Below are 20,740 nucleotides of genomic sequence, written 5' to 3' on the forward strand. Positions count from 1 at the left end.
CTTAAACGCGGTTCTCGATTAGTATCGACTGCGCCAAGGTGGCAGAGTCTGGTATAACGCGTCCGCCTGCAGAGCGGATCGCCGCCGGTTCAAATCCGGCCCTTGGCTTCTATGTCGCGAACAGTCCGTGAGCAGCAGGAACTGGACCGGTTTGAACCCTGGAAGGCGCGCGCAGCGCGAGCGAGCACGTCTTCCTCCGGTTCAAATCCGGCCCTTGGCTTCTATGTCGCGAACAACCCGTGAGCGACCAGAACCATCGGTCGTGATTTGAATCAGGGAGCGGCTTTGCCGCGACCGTGGTTCAAATCCGGCCCTTGGCTTCTGTGACCAACTCGTGAGCGGCGGCGCTGTCGACGCCAGTGAAAGCCGGAGGATATAGGCGGTATCGATATGACATTGCGGACGAATGAGCGACCGACGAGTGGTGCTGATCGCGGCGGTGGGGGTGCTCGCGCTGACCGCGGGGATCGGCCTGTTCGCCCTGCAGGAGGGCGGGTCGGCCGACCGACGGGTCGCGGACGAGCGGTTCGCACGGGCACACGCGGCCGGGTATACGGGTGCCGGCGTGAGCGTCGGGATCGTGGACGTGACGGGCTTCGACGCGGACGCGACGGGGGTGGCGGATCAGGTCGTCGCGACGCGGGCGTTCGGCGGCGGGGAGTCGGTCACCAGCGGCGGCGAGGACGAACACGGGACGGCGGCGGCGCGGGTGGTCGCGCGCGCCGTTCCGGGGGCGAACCTGTCGCTGGCGACGGCCGACTCGCCGTCGGGGTATCGGGCGGCGGTCGAGTGGTTGCTGGACCGAGATGTCGACGTGATCGTCGCGCCGGTGGGCTTCTACGGGAAGCCCGGGGACGGGACCGCGGCGGTCGAACGGCTCGCAACGCGGGCCGCCCGGCAAGGTGTCGTGTTCGTCGCTCCGGCGGGGAACACGGCGGAGAGTCACTGGGTCGGACGGTACGACGAGGTCCGGAACGGGCGACTGGTGTTCGGGGATCGAACGCGGAACTTCCTGCAAAACGGGGGTCGGCGCGTGAGCCTGTGGCTCTCCCGGACCGAGGCCGGACCCGAGGGGGTAATCGCGAACTACACGCTGGCGCTCTACCGACTCGACGAGAGCGGGTCGGAGCTCGTGGCCAGGTCGCAGCCGTACAGACACGACGACGCCCCCAACGAGCGGATCGACGTGACTGTCCCGGAGGGGACGTACTTCGTCACGGTCGAGGGCCCGGCCGAGCCGACGGGAGAGCGACTCGAACTCGTCTCCCAGACACACGAACTCCAGCGCGCCCGGGGTGGCGGGAGCCTCGTGGCACCGGGGACGGCCAGAGGCGTGCTCACCGTGGGGGCGTTCGACCGCGAGCGGGGACGCGTTCGACCCTACAGTTCGCGCGGGCCGACGGCGGACGGGCGGATCGGGATCGACGTCGTCGCGCCGGACACCGGTGTCGCGGACGTGCCCGACGGGTTCACCGGGTCGTCGGCGGCGGTGCCGTACGCGGGCGCGACCGCGGCGCTCGTCCGGGCGGCGAACCCGGATCTCGGGCCGGCGGCGGTGGAGGGGGTCCTCGAACGGACGGCGACCGAGGTGGACGGGTCGCCGTTCGCTGCAGGAGACGGGCGCGTCGACCCGTGGGCCGCGGTCCAGGCGGCCCGGAACGCGTCGGGTTAAACGAGTTTTGTAGCTACGAACAGGGCTATGTAATCCCGGAAACAACTTCGGGGTACTTTCGGTATGTCTGGACTCATCGACCGGATGCAGGGGTCGACGGCCGAGGCCGACGAGCGGCTTCGAGTGCTCGACGTGGACGACGCGGCGACCGACGAGGTGCTCGACGCGCTGTCCTCGGAGACGGCCCGGGAGCTGTATCGGGCGCTGTTCGAGGAGCCGGCCTCGCCCTCGGAGATCGCGGAGCGGATCGACACGTCCGTACAGAACGTCATCTATCACCTGCGGAATCTGGAGGAGGCGGACCTCGTCGAGGCGATCGGGACGCGCTACTCGGAGAAGGGCAACGAGATGACCGTGTACGGGCCGGCGACGGATCCGCTGGTGCTGGTCGGCAACCGCGACTTGCGCCCGGGTATCGAGCGATCGCTGACGGACGTGCTGGCGGGCCTCGGACTGCTCGGACTGGCGAGCCTGCTGGTCCAGTGGGGTGCCGAGCGGCTGGCCGGCCCGGAGCGATCGGGATCGTCGGCCGTCGGGCCCACCTCGCCGACGCCGACGGGTGGCGAGCAGGACCCGCTCGCCTGGCTCGTCTTCCAGGTGCTGGAACCCGGACTGATCTTCTTCTTCGGATCGCTGGTGCTGATCGCCGTGCTCGTGCTGGTCGTACGGCAGTGAAAAGGGGGTGAGCGTTACTGCCGGCGGACGCCGAACAGGATCGCCACGCCGACGACTGCCAGAAGGCCACCGACGCCGATGGCGGCGAGTCCGTTCAGATTCTCGCCGTCGTCGTCGTCACCGATGCTCGGTCCCGTCGTCTGGGTCTCGGTGGGGTCGGTATCCGTCCCGTTCGCTTCGAGGAGCTGGAGCGTGCCGACGCCGAGGTGTTCGTTGCGGATCCCGTCGTCGTCGTAGCGGAGGCCGCTCCCGTTGTAGACGTCGATGCTGAGGAGTCCCTCGGCGATCGCGTCGGTGTCGCTCGCCCCCTCCAGCAGTCGGACGTCGTTGTCACCGCTGGTCGCGACGCGGTGGCTGCCGGCGTCGACCGCGCCGGTCCTGAACAGGAGGGGGACGCGGCCGCTCCCGTCCGTGTCCTCGACTGCGACGACGTAATCGTCGGGCGTGCCGGGTCGCCGGATGCGAAGCGTCACCGCCGTTCCGGGCCTGACCTGGACGGGGACGTGGGCGACCGCTTCCTGGCGGACGGGGACGATACCGCCGTTCGGGATGACGCTATCGCGGCGGTCGCTCCAGTTCCACTCTCCACCGGTTTCCCCCGGTTTCGCTGTGGCCTCCGTCCCGTCGGGGTCGTTGTCGCGCGAGTTCACGACGAGCGTGCCGATGGCGACCTCCTCGCCCGCTGGCGGTCGGCCCAGCGTCAGGTTCGTCTCGTAGTTGCCCGGCGCGAGTCCCCCGTCGGGGAGGTCCGTCTGTCGATGGAGGGTCACCTCGTCGATCCCGTCGACGCTGAGCGGGTTCTGGTCGGTGCCCGCGGCCGACACGTCGAAGTCGGTCCGGATCACGCCGTCGTCGTTCTCATCACGGAGCGTGGCGACGAGGCTGTATCCTGCGCCGTCGCCGATATTGAGCGTGACCGAGCCGTTGGCGTCCGGCTGGAGGGTCACATCGACGTGGGCGATTTCGTCCACGTCGGCGGTGGGCGTCCGGGTCGAGAACCAGTCGTCGCCGGTTTCGGACCGGTCGCGGTCCCCGTCACTTCGGTTCTCGGTGGTCGACTCGTCGTCGCGGGGGTCGTCGCTCGTGTCGATGTGGGTCGCGTCGAAGACGACGCCGAACGCTCCGGTGTCGAGCGTCTCACCGTCCGGCGAGGTGCCGTTCGCGAGGCGGAACTCGTAGGATCTGGCGGTCATCCCTTCCCGCTTCAGCGCGGTCTTGTCCGTGACGGTCACCTCGTCTCCGTCGACAGCGGTGAGCGAACTGGTCTCGGGCCCCTCGACGCCGGCGCTGTACTCGAGGGCGATGATCCCGTCGTCGTTCGCGTCCCGCAACGTCGCGACGAGGCGGTACTCGTGGGACTCCCCGCCGATCTCGACGGTCACCGGGCCGTCGGCTGACTCGGGAACGGTCACGTCGAATTGGGTGGTGTTCCCGTGGACGACGTCGACTTTCCGCTCGGGGAGCCACACCTCCTCGTCGGACTGGGCTGTGGCCGTCGGTCCCGTATCGTGGTCGGTCGTCACCGAGTCGGCGGAACCGACTGCCCCGGCGACGCCGACTGCCGCGACGCTCGCGAGCAGGCACGCCGCCAGGAGGCCGATGCCGATACGTCTCATCCTACCACCTCCGCGGGGCCGGTCGTTCGTAACGCGATACGCTCGCTGGAGGGCCGTTTCGGCCGGCAGACCGACTGCCGACCGTCGGGTCGTCGCACTCCCATTGCGGGCGTTCGTTCGCCCCAGTCCCAAAAAGCTATCACGTAAACTGAAACTCCGATTTCAGTGCCTGTGGGTCCGACATGAACACACAGACGAACGTGTGCGCATCGCTTTTGTCGCTCGGGACCCTCGGTACGTACTATGAGTGACAGTGACACGCACTCGGGTTCCGAGGAGTTCGATCCGGCCGTCGAGGGGGAGGTCGCACAGCCGGATTTCGATCACCTCACGGGCATCCTGACGGACGGGTTGATCGGGGCCCTCGGTGGCCTGGTCGGGACGGCCGCGATGAGTATCGGGCTGTTCGTGGCGTCGTCACTGGACGCGTTCGACATGGCCTCGTTCGGCATCCTCGCGGACCTGACGGGACTCGACGTGCTCTTCCCGACCAACGCGGTCGCGCTCGGGTTCCTGGTCTTTCTGGGTGGCGGGATGGTCACCTGGCCGCTGCTGTTCGCCGCGACCGCGGCGTACCTCCCCGGAAAAACGTTCGCCATCAAGGGACTGCCCTACGGGTTCGTCCTCTGGACCGGGTTCGTGCTCGCCTTCTCCCAGGGGATCGCCGGCGGCACCGTCACGCTCGCACTCTACGCGGTGCTGACGCTCGTGAGCCACCTCGCCTACGGGTTCACCCTCGGGGCCGTCTTCGACTACTTCTCGGACCGCCCCGAGACGCTGGTGTGACCGCGGGCCAGCGGAACCCCTAACCCGTCGCCGTCCCAACCCGGTGTCGAATGCAGCGACGACGCCTGCTCGCCTTCCTCGCCGGCGCCGGCACCGTCGGCCTCGCGGGCTGTAACCGCCCCGACACCGCCGCTCCCTCCCCGACCTCGACCGACCCGGGAACCGGGACGGCCGACTCGACCGGATCGGGCGAGGGCGGCGTGTACGTCCAGCCGTTCGTCGAGTCGATGGAACGTCTGGGATCGACGACCGCCGGCCCCTACGACGTGGCGCTGTTCTACACCGTCCCCCACCGGTTCTGGACGGTGACGAACGGAGAGCGGTCGGTGGTCCCGAAAGGCGGCGGCGACGACGGCTACCGCGTCCACCTGATGGCAGTCGTCTGGGATCCCGAATCGGGGCTCGCCGTCCCCGAGACCGGACTCACACTCGAACTCGAACAGGGAGACCGGCTGGTCTCCGAGGCGGTGATCTACCCGATGCTCTCCCAGCGGATGGGCGTCCACTACGGGGGCAATTTCACGCTCCCGGCGGATGGCGACTACCGTGCCGGGATCGAGGTGGGTGGACTCTCGATCCGTCGGACCGGCGCGTTCCGGGACCGGTTCGGCGAGAGCGCGAGCGCCGAGATCCCCTTCCGGTTCACCGCCGCAGACAGCCGCCGGGTCGGCACCCGGGAGATCCCCGAAGCCGGTGACCCCGGAGCAGTCGCGCCGATGGCGACCGAGGTTCCGCTCGGCCGGGCCCCAGATCCCGACGCCCTCCCCGGGACGCGCCTCGGGACTGCGCGGAGCGGCGATGCGATCTTCGAGGTCTTTCGGCTGACCGACCCGCCCGCAGGCGTCGACGGGTCGGGCCCCTATCTGGCGGTGTCGGCCCGGACGCGGTACAACGGGTTCGTTCTGCCGGCGATGAGACTCTCGGCCACCGTCGGCGAGTTCGAGGGCGACCTCGTCCGGACGCTCGACCCGGACCTGGGGTATCACTACGGGACGGCGGTGTCCGACCTGGACGAGGCCGACCGGCTCAACCTGACCGTCGAGACGCCGCCACACATCGGTCGCCACGAGGGGTACGAACGTGCGTTCGTCGAGATGCCGCCCACGGAGCTGTCGATCTGAGATGCGCGCCGCGCTCGCACTCGCCGGGCTGGCGGTCGTCGCGGTCTCGTTCGCCGGCGTCGCCCTCGCTCACGGCAACCACGCGACCGCGAGCCCGCAGGTGTCGGCGAACGGCACCGTCGTCGTCGAGGAAGCCTTCCTCTCGACGAACGGGTACCTCGTCCTCTACGCCGACGACGGCGGCGATCCCGGACGGGTCGTCGGCGTCCTGGAACTCGACCGTGGGCGACACGTCGGTGTCAGGGTTCGGCTCGATCCGAGGTTCTGGGCCACAGTGAGCGGCAACGCGACGCTCCGGGCGACCCTCCACGAGGACGCAGAGCTGGGGGACGACTTCGACCCGTCGACGGACCGGCGACTCCAGTTTTTCGGCCGGCCGATCCGCCAGCGCGTTCCGGTCGCTCGCGGTGACCGCCCCGCGTCGGTGGTCACCCGGGGCGCCGGTTCGCTCGAGAACGACTCCGTGTCGGTCGTCTCGGCGACGCTCCCCGAACGGGGACACCTCGTCGCGCACGCGACCGGGAACGGGACGCTCGGTCGACCGCTCGGATCGCGATCGCTGGCCGCCGGGCGACACACGGACGTTCGCGTGCCCGTGAACACGACGGGGCTCGACGAGCGGGCGGTCCTCGCGGTCGCGGTCCACACCGACGACGGGAATGGGCGGTTCGAGCCCGCGGCCGATCCGGTCGTCGAGGCGGGGGACGATCCCGTCGCGAGCCGGTACGAGCGGGTTCCCGGCGGGCACGATCCGATCCGCGTGAACACGCCGTCGCCCGCGCCGGGTGGCGAGGGGACGGCGGATCGAACTCGTGGGACCGACGCGCCCACGGAAACCGTGGCGGACGGTGCGGGGCCGGGCGTGCCGGTCGCGGTCGCCGCGGTCGCGCTCGTCGCGGTGTGGCTGGTGCACCGCAGGGGCGTGTGAGAACGGCTGACGCGAATCGGAACGGGCTTTTGTATCGGATTCGTACCACCGCGCGATGAACAGACGTGCTGTCCTCCGGGTGGGGGCCGGACTGGTCGGTGCGGGCATCGTCGGTGGCTGTTTACAGACGGAGTCGCGATCGGTTCGCTCGCCGCCGCTGGTCGAGGATCGCCCCGACGCGGTCTACTACCCGACGCACTCCGAGGGGATGGAGATGGTCGGATCGACGACCGTCGGCGAGTACGAACTCGCCGCCATGTACAGCTACCCCCACCGCTTCTGGGAGATCACGGGTTCGGACACCAACAAGAAGGAGATCGCGGAGAGCCACGCGATGCACTTCATGGCCGTGATCTGGGACCCCGAGACGGAGACGGTCCTCCCCAACGCCGGCCTGTCGATGGAACTCACGAAGGACGGGTCACTGATCGACCAGAGCAACATGTACGCGATGCTCTCCCAGCCGATGGGGCTGCACTACGGGAACAACGTCGACGGCGACGGCGACGGCACCTACACCGCCACCATCGACGTCGGGTCGGTGCCCGAGGACCGCGTCCGCCGGACCGGCGATTTCCAGGGTCGGTTCACCGAACCCGTGAGTACCGAGATCGAGTTCGACTACAGCCAGAGCACCCGCGACGACCTGCCCTACACCGAGTACGACGACGCCGCGGGCGAGCGCGAGGCGCTGGGCCCGATGGACTCGATGGCCCCGAGCGCGACTGTTCCGCCCGAGGCCGACCTCCCGGGCGAGGTCCGCGGGACAGCCACGAGCGGCGACGCGAAATTCGTCGTCACCGCGCAGGACGCCCCGCCCGAAGGTGTCGAGGGCGACGGCCGCTACCTCGCCGTGTTCGCCCACACGCCGTACAACCGGATGGTTCTGCCCTCGATGCAGCTGTCGGGGGCACTCGCCGGCGACTCGGTCGCGCTCGAACCGACGCTGGACCCGGACCTGGGGTATCACTACGGCGCGGCCGTCCCCGATGTGTCGTCGGGTGACTCCCTCTCGATCACGGTCGAGACGCCGCCTCAGCTCTCCCGCCACGAGGGGTACGAGACCGCCTTCCTGGAGATGTCCGACGTGGAGGTCACACTCTGATGGAACTGGACGAGTCGCTCCCCCGCCGCGAATTTATGAAAGCCGCCGTCGCGGCCGGGGGCGCGAGCGCGCTGAGCGCCTGTCTCGGACGGGCACCGCGGGCCGGCGACCCCGTCCCCGAGGGCGTCTCGGACCCCTCGGAACTCCCCCAGCGCCAGCACGCGTGGAACGACCGCGTGCGCGCGGACGCGGACGGGAACGTCCAGTTGCCCCGCCACCAGACCTTCCTCTACCTGACACTCGACGGGAGCGGGCCGCCCGGTGAGGACGCCCGCGAGACCGTCGCGGCGGCACTCCGGACGCTGGATCGGGCCTACGAGCGCAGCAACGAGGGACTGGTCTACTCCATCGCCTACTCCCCGTCGTACTTCGACCGGTTCGACGCCGACCTCCCGGACAGCATCGACCTCCCCGAACCCCGGCGGCTCTCGGGGTTCGAGAACCCGACCTTCGACACGCAGGACGCCCTCCTGCACCTGGCCAGCGACCGCGGCGACGTGGTGCTGGAGGCCGAGGAGGCGATGTTCGGCGATCGGAGCGAGGCTAACGGGATCGCCGTCAGGGACAGGCTTGGCGACGCCCTGACCGTCGACGACCGCCGGACGGCCTTCATCGGTCCGGGCATGCCGGCCGAGCGCCAGTCCCAGGGCGGCGAACCGATCAGCGGCATCCCGGACTCGCTGCCGGTCCCCGGGGGGTCGCCGCTGTTCATGGGATTCGAGGCTGGCTTCGCTGGCAACCAGGCCACCGAGGACTACGTCACGATCCGGGAGGGCCCCTTCGCCGACGGGACGACCAAACACGTCGCGAACCTCCGCCAGCGGCTGGGCGACTGGTACGACGAGCAGAGCTTCGAGGAACGGGTCATGGAGATGTTCAGCCCGAGCCACGCCGAGCAGGGACTGGTCGAGGGCGTCGGGGCGAATCTGGGGGCCGACAGCGGCGTCGACGAGTTCCTCGACCCCGAGACCATCCGGCAGTCGATCGCGGAACACGGCCGGGTCGGTCACGCCCAGAAGGCCGCGCGCGCGAACCGCGACGAGGCGGGCAACGTCCGCATCCTCAGGCGACACGTCGAGTCGACCGACGACGACGTGGCCAGCCTCCACTTCCCCTCGCTCCAGCGTCGGATCTCGACCTTCGAGGAAGTCAGAGAGGCGATGAACGGCGACGACCTCACCGACAACCCGGCGATCCGCCAGCGGGTCAACAACGGCATCCTCGAGTACATCTTCGTCCAGCACCGCGGGAACTTCCTGGTGCCGCCGCGTCGCCACCGCGCGCTGCCGACCCCCCGGCCGGCCTGACTCGCTCGTCATCTGGTCCGATTCGCGTACCGGGTCTGTGCGATGTGATAGCACTGCCGTCGTGCGGTTTAGGGTCGTCCAGCCCCAACCGGATACCGATGCGGAAAGACGAGTTTCTGTACCTCCACCAGCTGCTCGCCGTGACACAGCGGACGCTGGCAGCGCGGGGCGTGAGCGACGCCGAGGCGGCCGCGGAGACAGTTTCGCCGATGGCAGCCCACGCGTCGAAGGCGGACCACCAGCGGGCCGTAACTGCGCTCGCGGCGGGGCTGGCGGCGGCGACCGAGGCGGACGCGGAGCGGACCGAGCGTGACCGGGCGCGACAGGCGTCACAGTGACCGAGAACTGGCTGGGAGCGGAATCGCTGGCGAAAAGTAACGATTAAAGGCTGTCCTCCCCAGCCTCGAAGTATGCAACGACGAGCCGCGGCGGTATACTTCGCTTTCTTCCTCGCCATCGCGGCGGGGTCGGTCGGCTACATCACCGTCGTCGACGCCCAGCGCCCGGAGATCGACGTGCAGGGCCAGGAGATCTCCGACGGTGACACCCCCAGGATCGGCGACCGGGTCTACGTGGCCTCCGTCTCGGAGGGTAGCGGCGAACTCGCCTGGACCAACCAGTCCGCACGGGCCAGCGCGTCGCTAGAGAACAACTCCACGACCGCCTACAACAACCAGTCGTGGACGGTCGTCATCGAGAACCGTAGCGACGTCTCGGAGTTCACCCTCCGCGAGCAGTTCAACGTCAGCGCCATCCTGGCCGCCGATAGCGCCGTCGAAAACGAGACGGTCACGTACCAGGGCGAGCGACAGGTCGTCTACCGCGAGAACGAGAGCCTCGAACCGCTCGCGGCGTACCTCCCGGAGCCCGAAACCCAGACGGTCGCCGAAGGCGACACCTTCCCCTACGTGACCGAGGAGGACGAGCAGGTCGACACGACCGTCGCGAACGTGACCACGTCCGCGGTCGAACTCACCTGGGAAACCTCGGAGGAGAACACCATCTCGCTCTCTGAGGGCGGGAACGTCACTATCGACGACACCCAGTACATCGTCCACTTCCCGGACAACAGCACCGCCATCCTCTCGCAGGACGTGGATGGCTACCTCGAAGACAGCGCGCGTCAGGAGTACTTCAGCGAACGCAAGAGCGGGATCTGGGGCGTGTTCATCGTCAGCTTCCTCTCCGCCATCGTGCTGCTCGGTGCCGCGTACCTCCCCGTCAAGGACTAACCGCGACTCGTCGCCGTCGCCTTCCGAGAAGCGTTTTTCCGCTGTGAAATTTCGACTCTAGACGTCTGTCCTCGTCGTGGCTCGACTACGCGGGATCCGCGTCCGTCCGGGAGAGCCAGCCCAGCCCCCCACCGACGCCGATGGCCAGCACCCCGCCGACGACCTTCAGCCCGCCGGCCGGCCCGCCGAGCGTCGTCCAGGGCGTCCCCGCGATCGTTCCGATCCCCACGAGAACCAGGAACGCCCCCGTCAGCAGTCCCAGCAGTTCCAGTCTGTCACTGAATCCTAACATATGCTCCACCTTCTCGGTGACCTCCGTAAAGTCCCCGGTCTCGCTCGCCCCGGTTTCGGAACGCCGCTCGCGAGTCACAGAAGCAGGCCGGGAGAGTTGAACCGGAGCCAGAGGGTCCTGCTCGTCGCTTCGCTCCTGCGCGGGCTGCCACTGGCAGGGTTCAATCCCTTCCTGCCGGTTCACTCGACGGATCGCGGCATGCGCCGCTCACCGTCTCGTTGCACGGGCCGGGAGGGAGTTGAACCACGCGCAGACGTGCTCGCCACGCTGGCGCGACTGCTCTAGTTCAACACCCTCCGGCAGCGTTCACCAGCGGCTCGCGGGTTGCGAGCCGCAGGATTTCTCCGAAAATCTCCGATTTTCGGGATGACGAGAGAGCTACGCTCTCTCGAACCACACGGGCCGGGAGGGAGTTGAACCGGAGCCAGAGGGTCCTGCTCGTCGCTTCGCTCCTGCGCGGGCTGCCACTGGCAGGGTTCAATCCCTCCCGTTCGCAATGCTGTCGCTCACGAGATGTTCGCGACAGCAATAGCGGGCCGGGAGGGAGTTGAACCCCCGACCATCTGGTCACTTCCGAACCCGCCCGAATCGAACGCGCGGACTCGTTAAAAGCCAGACGCTCTGCCTAACTGAGCTACCGGCCCTCATCGAAACATGGGACGGTGGGTTGGTAAACAGTTTCGATCCGGGTCAGTCGTCCAGATACGCCTCCAGTGCCTCGCCGACGAGGTCGCCGGGCGCGACGTCCTCCAGCGCCGCCTGTCGGCGGAGTTCGCTGTAGGCGTCCCGGGACAACTCCACCGACATCTCTCCCAGCCTGAGGCCCTCGGCGGCCAGCGCTTCCTCGACGGTGTGGCCGTCGTTGACGGTGCTGGCGACCGACCGGATCTGGCGGACGGTCAGATCGTGGTCCAGGGCGGCCCAGGCGACCAACAGGCGGGCCTCGCCGGCCACGCGGGCGATGTGTTTGGCGGCGGTGGGCGCGATCTCGCCTTTCGCGACGTGGCGGCGGATCGAGCGGGGGAGATCGTGGACCCGCGACCACTTCCGGATGAAGGCCACGGTCGCGTCACCGCCGGCGCGCTCGGCCGCGGCCTTGTAGGAGCCTTCGCCACGCACGAGGGCGGCACAGGCGGCCGCTCCCCGGAGCATGTAGACGTTGTCTGGGTCGCCGGCGGTGTTCTGGGAGAACTGGCGGACGGTCTCGGCGGCCTCCGCGAGGCTCTCGGGGTCGTCCGGATCGAACGCCACGGCACGCTCGGCGTGCTCGCCGGTGAGGCTCGGATCGCCCCTGATGACGGGACGGCCGACCGGCGACTCTCGATCCGTGGGCGGTCCCTCTGCGGGCCCGTCGGTCATCGTTGCGTGGTAGGGCGACGAATGATAAAAGGGTCCCGTAGGTCGCCGGGCATTCGTCAGTCGTCAGCGGCCTCGCGGCGCTCGCTGGTGTGCTCCCAGACTTCGGCACAGCCACAGCCGTCGTCCAGGTCGTCGAGATGATCAGTTGGCACGTCCTCTTCCTCGGTGTCGGTGTCTGTCGCTTGTTCGGTCATCGATAATCCAGCTCCTGATCTGGTTCGTACAGCTCCGGCGCAACGTCGGCTGGGGCGTGCTCGTCCACGGCGTCGGTCGCACCGTCACTGTCAGTCATCACTCCTCTATACCTGTCCGACCATCATAAGGCCTCTCGCAACCGTAATCCTCACCCGTACTCCCGAATACAGGCAAGACACGTGGGCTTTCTCTGACTACGGTGTCTGGTATCGCCCCTCACGGTCACTGGGGCGCGGTCACGAGGCCGGTCAGTCCCCCGTGGCTGGCCCAGCCCCGGCGAGTATTGTCCGCGCCGGACCACTCAGGTGGCTCCGGTGACAAGGACGAGCGAATGCCCACCGACGTTCACCAGCTCGACGACGGTGCCTGGATCAGCGTCAACGACTCTCGGGAAGTGAACGTCTCGAATCTGTGGCTGCTGGCCCGCCACGAGTTCTGTGACTGCGAGATGGCGGACTTCCTGGCCGAAGGCGTCGTCGAGGTCGGCGTCGATCACCCCGACATCGAGACCCGCTTCGCCGGCCGGTGCATCCAGTGTGGAGCGGAGGGGATCACCGACTGGCTCACCGTCGGCCGCGTCATCGACCCCGACGAGGGGGAGTTCTACGGCGTCGTCCCCGAGAGCGTCCACGTGCCGCGGAAACGCACGCGGCTGGCCCAGCCGGAGTAGTCGGCAACAATTTCCTGTAGTGGGGAGAGGTGGGGAGGTTTGTCGGTGGGAAGAAGGGTATATGAGTGGGGGGCTAGACCCGTAGATATGCCGAGCAAGGTCGAGAACTGGAAATCGGAGGTGTACGGATCGGAGATCCGTGAGCACCTCATGGAATTCGCGGAGGAGGGGTGGGAGTCGATCCCCGACGACGAGCACGACGAGTGGTTCGAGCGGTTCAAGTGGTGGGGGCTGTACCACCAGCGCTCCGGACAGGAGAGCTACTTCATGATGCGTATCGGGACACCGAACGGCGTGATCGAGCCCGGTCAGCTCGAGGTCATCGGTGAGGTCGCCAAGGAGTACGCGACCGGCCCCGCCGAGAACCCCGAGTTCGGCGAGGCCTACTGTGACTGGACGACCCGTCAGTCGATCCAGCTCCACTGGATCAAACTGGAGGACATCCCGGAAATCTTCGAGAAGCTGGAATCCGTCGGTCTCTCTACGCAGCAGGCCTGTGGTGACTCCTGGCGCAACATCGTCGGCTGTCCGGTCGCCGGCAAGGACAAGCACGAACACATCGACGCGTGGCCCATCGCGGAGGACCTCCACGAGACGTTCAAGGGCAACGAGGACCACGTCAACCTCCCCCGGAAGTGGAAGGTCTCCGTCACCGGGTGTGACCAGGGCTGTGGCCAGGGCGACATCAACGATCTGGCCTTCGAACCCGCCGAGAAGGACGGCGAACTCGGCTTCAACGTCCGGGTCGGCGGCGGCCTCGCCCGGAAGGAGCCCCGCTTCGCCCGCGATATCGACGTGTGGGTGCCCACGGAGAAGGTCAGCGACGTGGCGGGCGGTCTGTCCGCGCTCTTTCGGGAGTACGGCGACCGCGAGGACCGCTTCAACGCCCGCATCAAGTTTCTCGTCGACGAGTGGGGCCCCGAGAAGATGCGCCGCGTCCTGCAGGAGGAGTTCGTCGACTTCGAGCTCCCCACCGCGGGCGAGGACATGCGCGACCAGTACACCTACAACGCGGGCCACGACGACGGCCACGGCGACCACGTGGGTGTCCACGAACAGCCCGACGGCAACTACTACGTCGGCCTGAACGTCCTCGTCGGCCGGATGGGCGTCGACGACACGCTGGAACTCGCGGAACTCGCCGAGGAGTACGGCTCCGGCGAAGTCCGGCTGACCCAGCGCCAGAACGTCATCGTCACGGACGTGCCCGAGGCGGACCTCGACGCCTTCCTCGACGAACCGCTGCTCGAGGACTACTCGCCCGACCCACACCCGTTCATGCGGGGCTCCATCGCCTGCACGGGCACGGAGTTCTGTTCGCTCTCGATCACCGAGACGAAGAACCGGCAGGTCCGCTACGCCCGCTGGCTCAAGGACAACGTCGACCTGCCCGAGGGCGTCGAGGAGTTCCACATCCACCTGTCGGGCTGTACGGCCTCCTGTGCCCAGCCCCAGATCGCCGACGTGTCCCTGCGGGGCATGAAGACCCGCAAGGACGGCGAACCGGTCGAAGCCTACGACATCGGCCTCGGCGGTGGGCTCGGCGAGGACCCGCAGTTCGCCGACTGGGTCGAGATGCGCGTCGCCGCCGACGAAGTGCCCGGCTACATCGAGAACCTGCTGGCGACCTACGAAGACCAGCGCGCCGAGGGCGAGACCTTCCGCGAGTTCGTCGCCGCCCGCGACGAAGAGGAACTGCAGGAGGTCGCCGACGCCGAGGAGACGAGCTACGACGACCCCTACATGCACAACACGAAGATGACGTGGTACCCCTACGCCGACGAGGACGACATGAACGCCTCGCCCGCTCCGACGGACGGCGCCGGCCAGCCGCTGGCCACCTCGGACGATTAGAGGTCTCCGGAACACCCGTCTCTATCTTTTTCCCCGTGTGACCGAGGTTAAGTATCGGCCGACCCAACCGCCGCTATGGCAGACCGCATCCTGAAAGTCAACGCCTATACCACGTTCGACCTGCTGGACGGGCGCGTCGAGGGCCACGGGTTCGAGGAGGAAGCCCTGGCCGTCCTGAACGTCACCGCGCCGCGCAACGACCCCGATCACGTGAAACTCCAGCTGGAGATGGACAACACGCAACTCGACGCGGTGGATCCCCACGCCGACCACGTCACGCTCTCGGCGCCGGAGGCCCGGGAACTCGCGGCCGAACTGGAGGAGTACGCCGGGAAGGTCGAGGCCGCACAGTCGGAGTAGCGGAGGCAGGCCACTCGTTGGGCCCGTACCGCACTACTATGTGGGACGGGGTCGAACCCCACACCGTCGATGGAACCAGACGGGAACCCGGCCTCGCGCGAACTCGGTTTCTGCCCCTGCTGTGGCTACCAGTCGCTCCCGGAGGACCAGCCGGGGTCCTACGAAGTGTGTCCCGTCTGTGACTGGATGGACGACCCTGTCCAGTTCCACAACCCCGCCTACGTGGGGGACACGAACCACGTCTCGCTGGCCGAGGCCCGCGAGAACTTCGGGGAACACGGGGCCTGCACGCCGGAGGCCGCGTCGGACACCCGGGACCCCCGCGAGGACGAGCGCCGGGACCCGAACTGGCCATACGAGGGGTAGTTTTCTGTCGCTGGCGCTCCAAGGAGGGGTATGTCCGAGTGGACGACGGCCGACATGCCAGACCTGTCGGGCGACACAGTGATCGTCACCGGCGCGAACAGCGGCCTCGGGTTCGAGGGGACACGGGCCTTCGCCGAGGCGGGCGCGACGGTCGTGCTGGCCTGCCGGAGCGTCGATCGCGGCGAGTCGGCGGCCGACGAGATCCGGACCGAGGTGCCCGCCGCCGACCTCGACGTGATGGAACTGGACCTCGGGGACCTCGACAGCGTCGAGACGTTCGCCGAGTCGTTCAGCGACGCCTACGACGACCTGCGGGTCCTCTGTAACAACGCCGGCGTGATGGCGATCCCCCGGAGCGAGACCGCGGACGGCTTCGAGACGCAGTTCGGCGTCAACCACCTCGGCCACTTCGCGCTGACGGGGCACCTGCTGGATACCCTCCGCGAGACCGACGGCGAGAGTCGGGTGGTCACCCAGTCCAGCGGCCTTCACGAGAACGGGGAGATGCGGTTCGACGACCTGCAGGGCGAGCGCGACTACGACGAGTGGGGCGCCTACGGCCAGAGCAAACTCGCGAACCTGCTCTTCGCTTTCGAACTGGACCGCCGGCTCGACGCGGCCGGGATCGAGGGCATCACGAGTCTGGGCTGTCACCCGGGCTACGCCGACACGAATCTCCAGCGCCGCGGCCCGGAACAGGCCGGGTCGACCATCCGGCTGGCGATGATGAAAGTCGCCAACGCCGTTCTCGCACAGGACGCCGCGACGGGGGCACTCCCGATGCTATACGCCGCGACCGCCCCGGACCTCTCTGGCGGGGAGTACGTCGGCCCCAGCGGGTTCATGAACATGCGCGGCCCGCCGGCCGAGGACACGCCGTCCCGGGAAGCCCGTGACCCCGAACGCGCCCGCCGGCTCTGGGAGGTCTCCGAGGACCTGACCGGCGTGACCTACGATCTACCCGAGGCGGCCGTAACGGCCGACTGACTCCCGTTTCGGGTCGGGCGCCACTCTGCACTCTCCACCGCTTTCCGTCACGACCCCGGGCTTTGCGTTTCGGTGGGCGTGCCGTCCGGTGTCTCGGTGGCGGTCCCGGTCGGCGTTCCGCCCTCGGGTCCGCCGAACTCCCCGCTCCCGGTCGCGAGGTCGTTCAGGACGGATCCGATCTGATTCAGGCGGTCGGTCTGGCCCTCGATACCGTGGCGGCGGGCCAGGTACTGCGGGTCGTTGTAGGTCACCATCGTCTGGCCGCCGTCGTCCCAGACGAGCAGTTTCTGGGGGAGGTCGATGGCGACGGATCTGGCGTCCTGCATCAACGGGGTTCCCACATCGGGGTTGCCGACGAGGAGGAGTCGGGTCGGCGGGAGGTCCTGGTCGACCGAGGCGGCGTTCTCGGCGTGATCGACGGTGGCAAGGAGTGTCAGTGGACTCGCCTCCACGTCGCTCTCGATCCGCTGGACGGTCGCGTCGACGCTCCGATCGACGGTGACTGTCACGAGCCCGTCGTCCATCGCTCCTTCGCCGGTCGGTTCGTCGGTCGTCTGTTCCCCGTCGGTCGTGGTGGTATCTGCCTGTGTCATCTGTGTCTCAGTAGGTGTGCCTGTCGGTGACGACTCCTCTCCCGGGCCGCCACAGCCGGCGAGGCCGGCGGCCGCACCGACGCCGAGGAGACGGAGCAGTGTTCGTCGGTCCATTCGGTCGCCGGTTCCCCGGCCGAGAAGTTAGTTACTCGACAGCTACTCGGGTGTAGGTCGGCGGAATACAGCGGCTTCCGCGACGGGGTAGTGCGGGAACAGCGGTCGACGGGTCGCCGGGGTCACGACTCCAGCGCACGGCGGAGGTCGTCGGCGTCGACGCGGTATTTGAACTTGGGCGTCCCGTCGACGAGGACGTAGGGGACGCGTTCCCCGTACTCCTCGCGGAGCTCGGGGTCCTCGTCCACGTCCACCTCCTCGACGGTGACCGCGGCGTCGACCTCACTCGCCACCGCCTCGACGGTCGCTTTGGCCTCCTCACAGAGGTGACAGTTCTCCCGGGAGTAGACGGTGACCTCGGGCATACCCGAGGCTGGGACCGCCGTGGGGATCAATCTTTCAGCTTCCCGTTCAGGACCTTGGCGGCGACGAGGATCGGGTCCCAGACGGGGCTGAAGGGCGGGGCGTAGGCCAGGTCGGTGCGTTCGAGTTCGCCGACGGTCATGTCCGCTTCCAGTGCCGTGGCGACGGTGTCGATCCGCACGGCCGCGCGGTCGGTGCCGACGATGGTCCCCCCGAGCAGTCGCTCGCTATCGCGGTCGGCGACGAGCGTCACCGTCGTCTCGACCGCGCCGGGGTAGTAGCCCGACCGCGAGCCGGCGGTGATCGTCTCGGTGACGGGATCGAAACCGGCGTCTTCGGCTCCGTCTTCGAGCAGGCCGACCCGGCCGCACTCCTGCTCGAAGGCCTTGACGACGGCCGTCCCCGCGACCTCGCCGACCGGCGTCGGGTCGCCGGCGACGGTCGCGCCGACGGCCCGGCCCGCCCGGTTGGCCGTGAGACCCAGCGGGACCCACGCCGGTTCGCCCGTGACGGTGTGGTCGTCCTCGGCGCAGTCGCCGGCGGCGTAGATCCCATCCCTGGCGGTTTCGCCGTACTCGTCGACCGCCACCGCGCCGTCCTCGCCCAGTTCGATCCCGGTACCCTCGAGCAGGCCCGTGTTGGGTGCGACGCCGACGCCGACGACCGCGAGATCTACGTCGAGAGCCGTGCCGCCCGCACACTCCAGGCGCTCGACGCGGCCGTCGCCGGCGAGTCGGTCGACCTCCTCGCCGAGGTGGAGGGTGACGCCCTGCTCGCGGAGTTCCTCGGCGACGGCTTCGCCGACGGCCTCGCCGAACGGCGAGATGAGGTGGCCCGAGCGCTGGAAGACGTGCACGTCGAGACCGTGGGCCGACAGGGCCTCGGCCATCTCGACGCCGACGTAGCCACCGCCGACGATGGCAGCCGTCTCCGGCGGCATCATCGCCCCGAACCGCTCGACGCGCTCGCGGTCGACGAAGTCCTGACCGCCCACGTCCGCCAGCGCGTCCTCGCTGGGATCGAGCAGGAAGGCTCTGATCGCGGCCGCGTCGTCCAGTCCGTGCAGCGGGAAGGCTCCGTCGAGATCGGTCCCCTCGATGGGCCCGGTCACCGCCCGTGCGCCGGTCGCGACCAGCAGGTCGCCGTAGGGTTGGTCGACCTCGCCGTCCGGCCCCTCGACGGTGACGGTCTCGGCGTCGGGATCGACGGCGGTCACCTCGTGCTCGCGCCGGAGGTCGATGTCGCGCTCGGCCACGTCCTCGGGCGTGAGCGAGAGCAGGTTCTCCAGTTTCTCGACCTCGCCCTTCACGAAGTAGGGTTCACCGCAGTGAGCGTAGGAGACCCACCGCCCTTTCTCGAAGACGATCACCTCGCGGTCGGGCGCTTCGCGTTTGCACTTGCTGGCTGCGCTCAGTCCCGCGGCGTCCCCGCCGATCACGACGAATGGATCCGACATGGTCCCACATTCGACGGCCAACACAAAGGCTTCGGGTCACGGCCCCGACCGGGGGCGTTTTTCACCCACTGAAAGAGCCTATATATACCTCCTCTCACGCGGAGAAAATACGCGGGCGGGTTTATTGAGACGTGGCGGCTGGGTCGGTGTATGAGCGAGTCAGACACCACGCGCGAAACTGTGCCGACGACGACGTACCTGCCCGACCACCTGGTGGCCGGCGGCCAGTCTGGAATCCCGACCGTTCGGACCATCGAGACCGAATCAGCGGACGAGGGGAGGGACGGCGAGGACGGGGACACCGACAGCGACCCGACCGCGGAGTTCTGCCGGTCGTGGCGACGCCACCGCTCGGGGTCGCGTTCGTTCCCCTTCTGAGCGGTACCCTTCTGAGCGGTACCGGCCCCGGGTCCAGACCGACGAACCCATCCGTCCTCCCCGGGAACCGGACGGCAATGGACGTACGTTTTCTGGGCGGTGCGGGCGAGGTCGGCCGCAGCGCCATCCTGATCGACGACTCCCTCCTGGTGGATTTCGGGACGAAGACCGCCGACCCACCCCAGTTTCCCGTCGAGACACCCGACCCCGACGCCGTCGTGGTCTCCCACGGCCACCTCGACCACGTCGGGTCGATCCCCTCACTGCTCTCCGGTGACCGCCGCCCGCCGATCCACTGGACGCCGCCCACGCGGGAGTTGACGCTGACGCTGGCACGTGATACGCTCAAACTCCACGGCGGGACATACGACTGTCCGTTCACCGAGGAGGAGGTCCGCCGGGTCACGCAGGTCTCCGAGACCCACGGCTATCGCGAGCCGTTCGAGGCCGCCGGCTACGAGGTCACCTTCTACGACGCGGGCCACATCCCCGGGAGTGCGCACGTCCTGATCGACGACGGCGAGACGCGGCTGTTCTACACGGGCGATTTCCACGTCGATTCACAGCGACTCGTGGCCGGCACCACAGCCCGCCCCGAGGCCGACGCCGTGATCTGTGAGAGTACCTACTCCGACGTGGAACACGACCCCCGGAGCGCCGTCGAGGAGCGCTTCGCCGAGAGCGTCAAGACCACCATCTGGGAGGGTGGGACCGTCGTCGTCCCCGCCTTCGCCATCGGGCGGACTCAGGAGATGCTCATGATCTGCGAGGCTCACGACATCCCCTGTTACGTCGACGGGATGGGCACCGAGGTGACCGAGATGGTGCGCCGCCATCCCGAGTTCGTCCGCGACGCCGACGCCCTCCAGCGGGCGACGAGCCACGCCCGTTTCGTCACGGGGCGGGACGGTCAACGAAAGCGGATCGCCGAGCAGAACACCGCTATCGTCACCACGAGCGGGATGCTCTCGGGCGGCCCGGCGATGACCTACATCCCCGAAATCAGAGACCGGCCCGTCAACAAGATCGCCATGACGGGCTATCAGGTGGAGGGGACGCCCGGCCGCGAGTTACTGGAGACGGGCAGCGCCGAGATCGACGGCCGTGTCATGCCCGTCGCCGCACAGGTCGAACAGTACGACTTCTCGGCCCACGCCGACCGCGACGGGCTTTTCAACCTGCTCGAGTCCTACCGCGACACGCCCGTCATCGTCAATCACGGCGACCGGTGTGCGGCGTTCGCCGACGAACTCTCAGCCGACGGGTTCGACGCCAGTGCGCCGGAAATCGGGGAGCAGGTGTCGATCTGAG

Annotated in this window: 23 protein-coding genes and 2 tRNA genes; 17 read left to right on the top strand and 8 right to left on the bottom strand. The window is 68.4% G+C overall.

What is annotated here, in order from left to right; translation table 11 throughout:
- Positions 1 to 32: 32 nt before the first annotated feature.
- From BV210_RS10180 to BV210_RS10190, 3 genes are all read left to right on the top strand, one after another.
- Positions 33 to 108: transfer RNA gene (locus BV210_RS10180), tRNA-Cys, on the top strand.
- A 298-nt stretch (positions 109 to 406) separates the two neighbouring features.
- Positions 407 to 1,672 (top strand): S8 family serine peptidase, encoded by a 1,266-nt coding sequence (locus BV210_RS10185; protein ID WP_077206559.1) that lies wholly within the window; start codon positions 407 to 409, stop codon positions 1,670 to 1,672.
- Between the two features lie 63 nt (positions 1,673 to 1,735).
- A complete protein-coding gene (locus tag BV210_RS10190; RefSeq protein ID WP_077206560.1) occupies positions 1,736 to 2,347 on the top strand; it encodes a helix-turn-helix domain-containing protein in 612 nt (203 codons plus the stop codon).
- Between the two features lie 14 nt (positions 2,348 to 2,361).
- Here the strand turns inward: BV210_RS10190 and BV210_RS10195 are convergent, their stop codons facing one another.
- Complete coding sequence (locus BV210_RS10195) at positions 2,362 to 3,963, bottom strand: hypothetical protein (RefSeq protein ID WP_077206561.1); 1,602 nt, start codon at positions 3,961 to 3,963, stop codon at positions 2,362 to 2,364.
- Between the two features lie 243 nt (positions 3,964 to 4,206).
- Here BV210_RS10195 and BV210_RS10200 point away from each other — a divergent pair, with 243 nt between their 5' ends.
- From BV210_RS10200 to BV210_RS10230, 7 genes are all read left to right on the top strand, one after another.
- A complete protein-coding gene (locus BV210_RS10200) occupies positions 4,207 to 4,749 on the top strand; it encodes a DUF6789 family protein (RefSeq protein WP_077206562.1) in 543 nt (180 codons plus the stop codon).
- 50 nt (positions 4,750 to 4,799) lie between these two features.
- Positions 4,800 to 5,870 (top strand): hypothetical protein, encoded by a 1,071-nt coding sequence (locus tag BV210_RS10205; protein WP_077206563.1) that lies wholly within the window; start codon positions 4,800 to 4,802, stop codon positions 5,868 to 5,870.
- A 1-nt stretch (position 5,871) separates the two neighbouring features.
- A complete protein-coding gene (locus tag BV210_RS10210) occupies positions 5,872 to 6,798 on the top strand; it encodes a hypothetical protein (protein WP_077206564.1) in 927 nt (308 codons plus the stop codon).
- Positions 6,799 to 6,853: 55 nt separating this feature from the next.
- A complete protein-coding gene (locus BV210_RS10215) occupies positions 6,854 to 7,903 on the top strand; it encodes an iron transporter (protein WP_077206565.1) in 1,050 nt (349 codons plus the stop codon).
- The gene (locus BV210_RS10220) at positions 7,903 to 9,210 is read left to right on the top strand and encodes a Tat pathway signal protein (protein WP_077206566.1); all 1,308 of its coding nucleotides are present in this window, start codon (positions 7,903 to 7,905) and stop codon (positions 9,208 to 9,210) included. Before BV210_RS10215 ends, BV210_RS10220 begins: the two co-directional genes overlap by 1 nt.
- Before the next feature lie 98 nt (positions 9,211 to 9,308).
- Positions 9,309 to 9,548 (top strand): UPF0058 family protein, encoded by a 240-nt coding sequence (locus BV210_RS10225; protein ID WP_077206567.1) that lies wholly within the window; start codon positions 9,309 to 9,311, stop codon positions 9,546 to 9,548.
- Between the two features lie 72 nt (positions 9,549 to 9,620).
- Positions 9,621 to 10,442, top strand: coding sequence for a hypothetical protein (locus BV210_RS10230; RefSeq protein WP_077206568.1), 822 nt, complete (start codon positions 9,621 to 9,623; stop codon positions 10,440 to 10,442).
- Between the two features lie 85 nt (positions 10,443 to 10,527).
- On the opposite strand, the gene BV210_RS10235 is transcribed toward BV210_RS10230, so the two are convergent.
- The 4 genes from BV210_RS10235 to BV210_RS20280 all read right to left on the bottom strand — a co-directional run bounded on the left by BV210_RS10235 (position 10,528) and on the right by BV210_RS20280 (position 12,287).
- Positions 10,528 to 10,734 carry a hypothetical protein gene (locus BV210_RS10235; RefSeq protein WP_077206569.1) on the bottom strand — a complete coding sequence of 69 codons (207 nt, stop codon included), beginning with the start codon at positions 10,732 to 10,734 and terminating at the stop codon, positions 10,528 to 10,530.
- 532 nt (positions 10,735 to 11,266) lie between these two features.
- A tRNA-Lys gene (locus BV210_RS10240) sits at positions 11,267 to 11,378 on the bottom strand.
- Between the two features lie 46 nt (positions 11,379 to 11,424).
- On the bottom strand, positions 11,425 to 12,093 hold the full coding sequence (locus tag BV210_RS10245) for a hypothetical protein (protein WP_077206570.1): 669 nt from the start codon (positions 12,091 to 12,093) through the stop codon (positions 11,425 to 11,427).
- Positions 12,094 to 12,149: 56 nt separating this feature from the next.
- Entirely contained in the window at positions 12,150 to 12,287 is a 138-nt protein-coding gene (locus tag BV210_RS20280) for a hypothetical protein (protein WP_172824891.1), read from the bottom strand.
- A gap of 332 nt (positions 12,288 to 12,619) precedes the next feature.
- Here BV210_RS20280 and BV210_RS10250 point away from each other — a divergent pair, with 332 nt between their 5' ends.
- The 5 genes from BV210_RS10250 (at position 12,620) to BV210_RS10270 (ending at position 16,525) form a co-directional block, all read left to right on the top strand.
- Positions 12,620 to 12,958 (top strand): hypothetical protein, encoded by a 339-nt coding sequence (locus BV210_RS10250; protein ID WP_077206571.1) that lies wholly within the window; start codon positions 12,620 to 12,622, stop codon positions 12,956 to 12,958.
- Between the two features lie 87 nt (positions 12,959 to 13,045).
- Positions 13,046 to 14,812, top strand: coding sequence for a nitrite/sulfite reductase (locus BV210_RS10255; protein ID WP_077206572.1), 1,767 nt, complete (start codon positions 13,046 to 13,048; stop codon positions 14,810 to 14,812).
- Between the two features lie 75 nt (positions 14,813 to 14,887).
- A complete protein-coding gene (locus BV210_RS10260; protein WP_077206573.1) occupies positions 14,888 to 15,172 on the top strand; it encodes a DUF6360 family protein in 285 nt (94 codons plus the stop codon).
- A 69-nt stretch (positions 15,173 to 15,241) separates the two neighbouring features.
- Positions 15,242 to 15,538, top strand: coding sequence for a CPCC family cysteine-rich protein (locus tag BV210_RS10265; RefSeq protein WP_077206574.1), 297 nt, complete (start codon positions 15,242 to 15,244; stop codon positions 15,536 to 15,538).
- A 30-nt stretch (positions 15,539 to 15,568) separates the two neighbouring features.
- Complete coding sequence (locus BV210_RS10270; RefSeq protein WP_077206575.1) at positions 15,569 to 16,525, top strand: oxidoreductase; 957 nt, start codon at positions 15,569 to 15,571, stop codon at positions 16,523 to 16,525.
- A gap of 47 nt (positions 16,526 to 16,572) precedes the next feature.
- Here the strand turns inward: BV210_RS10270 and BV210_RS10275 are convergent, their stop codons facing one another.
- The 3 genes from BV210_RS10275 to BV210_RS10285 all read right to left on the bottom strand — a co-directional run bounded on the left by BV210_RS10275 (position 16,573) and on the right by BV210_RS10285 (position 19,051).
- Entirely contained in the window at positions 16,573 to 17,232 is a 660-nt protein-coding gene (locus BV210_RS10275; protein WP_077206576.1) for a DUF302 domain-containing protein, read from the bottom strand.
- 122 nt (positions 17,233 to 17,354) lie between these two features.
- Complete coding sequence (locus BV210_RS10280) at positions 17,355 to 17,597, bottom strand: glutaredoxin family protein (RefSeq protein WP_077206577.1); 243 nt, start codon at positions 17,595 to 17,597, stop codon at positions 17,355 to 17,357.
- Between the two features lie 26 nt (positions 17,598 to 17,623).
- Complete coding sequence (locus tag BV210_RS10285) at positions 17,624 to 19,051, bottom strand: FAD-dependent oxidoreductase (RefSeq protein WP_077206578.1); 1,428 nt, start codon at positions 19,049 to 19,051, stop codon at positions 17,624 to 17,626.
- Positions 19,052 to 19,201: 150 nt separating this feature from the next.
- Between BV210_RS10285 and BV210_RS10290 the strand changes: the two genes are divergently transcribed.
- The gene (locus BV210_RS10290) at positions 19,202 to 19,429 is read left to right on the top strand and encodes a hypothetical protein (RefSeq protein ID WP_077206579.1); all 228 of its coding nucleotides are present in this window, start codon (positions 19,202 to 19,204) and stop codon (positions 19,427 to 19,429) included.
- A gap of 77 nt (positions 19,430 to 19,506) precedes the next feature.
- A complete protein-coding gene (locus tag BV210_RS10295) occupies positions 19,507 to 20,739 on the top strand; it encodes an MBL fold metallo-hydrolase (RefSeq protein ID WP_077206580.1) in 1,233 nt (410 codons plus the stop codon).
- The last annotated feature ends 1 nt before the right edge of the window (position 20,740 follow it).

This window comes from Halorientalis sp. IM1011 (genome assembly GCF_001989615.1).
Taxonomy (GTDB): Archaea; Halobacteriota; Halobacteria; order Halobacteriales; family Haloarculaceae; genus Halorientalis.

Coding starts and splice junctions, on each gene's coding strand:
- BV210_RS20280 (WP_172824891.1), bottom strand. CDS start 12,287: ATGACCGAACAAGCGACAGACACCGACACCGAGGAAGAGGACGTGCCA.
- BV210_RS10235 (WP_077206569.1), bottom strand. CDS start 10,734: ATGTTAGGATTCAGTGACAGACTGGAACTGCTGGGACTGCTGACGGGG.
- BV210_RS10195 (WP_077206561.1), bottom strand. CDS start 3,963: ATGAGACGTATCGGCATCGGCCTCCTGGCGGCGTGCCTGCTCGCGAGC.
- BV210_RS10215 (WP_077206565.1), top strand. CDS start 6,854: ATGAACAGACGTGCTGTCCTCCGGGTGGGGGCCGGACTGGTCGGTGCG.
- BV210_RS10260 (WP_077206573.1), top strand. CDS start 14,888: ATGGCAGACCGCATCCTGAAAGTCAACGCCTATACCACGTTCGACCTG.
- BV210_RS10185 (WP_077206559.1), top strand. CDS start 407: ATGAGCGACCGACGAGTGGTGCTGATCGCGGCGGTGGGGGTGCTCGCG.
- BV210_RS10285 (WP_077206578.1), bottom strand. CDS start 19,051: ATGTCGGATCCATTCGTCGTGATCGGCGGGGACGCCGCGGGACTGAGC.
- BV210_RS10245 (WP_077206570.1), bottom strand. CDS start 12,093: ATGACCGACGGGCCCGCAGAGGGACCGCCCACGGATCGAGAGTCGCCG.
- BV210_RS10220 (WP_077206566.1), top strand. CDS start 7,903: ATGGAACTGGACGAGTCGCTCCCCCGCCGCGAATTTATGAAAGCCGCC.
- BV210_RS10225 (WP_077206567.1), top strand. CDS start 9,309: ATGCGGAAAGACGAGTTTCTGTACCTCCACCAGCTGCTCGCCGTGACA.
- BV210_RS10280 (WP_077206577.1), bottom strand. CDS start 17,597: ATGCCCGAGGTCACCGTCTACTCCCGGGAGAACTGTCACCTCTGTGAG.
- BV210_RS10200 (WP_077206562.1), top strand. CDS start 4,207: ATGAGTGACAGTGACACGCACTCGGGTTCCGAGGAGTTCGATCCGGCC.
- BV210_RS10255 (WP_077206572.1), top strand. CDS start 13,046: ATGCCGAGCAAGGTCGAGAACTGGAAATCGGAGGTGTACGGATCGGAG.
- BV210_RS10290 (WP_077206579.1), top strand. CDS start 19,202: ATGAGCGAGTCAGACACCACGCGCGAAACTGTGCCGACGACGACGTAC.
- BV210_RS10265 (WP_077206574.1), top strand. CDS start 15,242: ATGGAACCAGACGGGAACCCGGCCTCGCGCGAACTCGGTTTCTGCCCC.
- BV210_RS10210 (WP_077206564.1), top strand. CDS start 5,872: ATGCGCGCCGCGCTCGCACTCGCCGGGCTGGCGGTCGTCGCGGTCTCG.
- BV210_RS10275 (WP_077206576.1), bottom strand. CDS start 17,232: ATGGACCGACGAACACTGCTCCGTCTCCTCGGCGTCGGTGCGGCCGCC.
- BV210_RS10295 (WP_077206580.1), top strand. CDS start 19,507: ATGGACGTACGTTTTCTGGGCGGTGCGGGCGAGGTCGGCCGCAGCGCC.
- BV210_RS10190 (WP_077206560.1), top strand. CDS start 1,736: ATGTCTGGACTCATCGACCGGATGCAGGGGTCGACGGCCGAGGCCGAC.
- BV210_RS10250 (WP_077206571.1), top strand. CDS start 12,620: ATGCCCACCGACGTTCACCAGCTCGACGACGGTGCCTGGATCAGCGTC.
- BV210_RS10270 (WP_077206575.1), top strand. CDS start 15,569: ATGTCCGAGTGGACGACGGCCGACATGCCAGACCTGTCGGGCGACACA.
- BV210_RS10230 (WP_077206568.1), top strand. CDS start 9,621: ATGCAACGACGAGCCGCGGCGGTATACTTCGCTTTCTTCCTCGCCATC.
- BV210_RS10205 (WP_077206563.1), top strand. CDS start 4,800: ATGCAGCGACGACGCCTGCTCGCCTTCCTCGCCGGCGCCGGCACCGTC.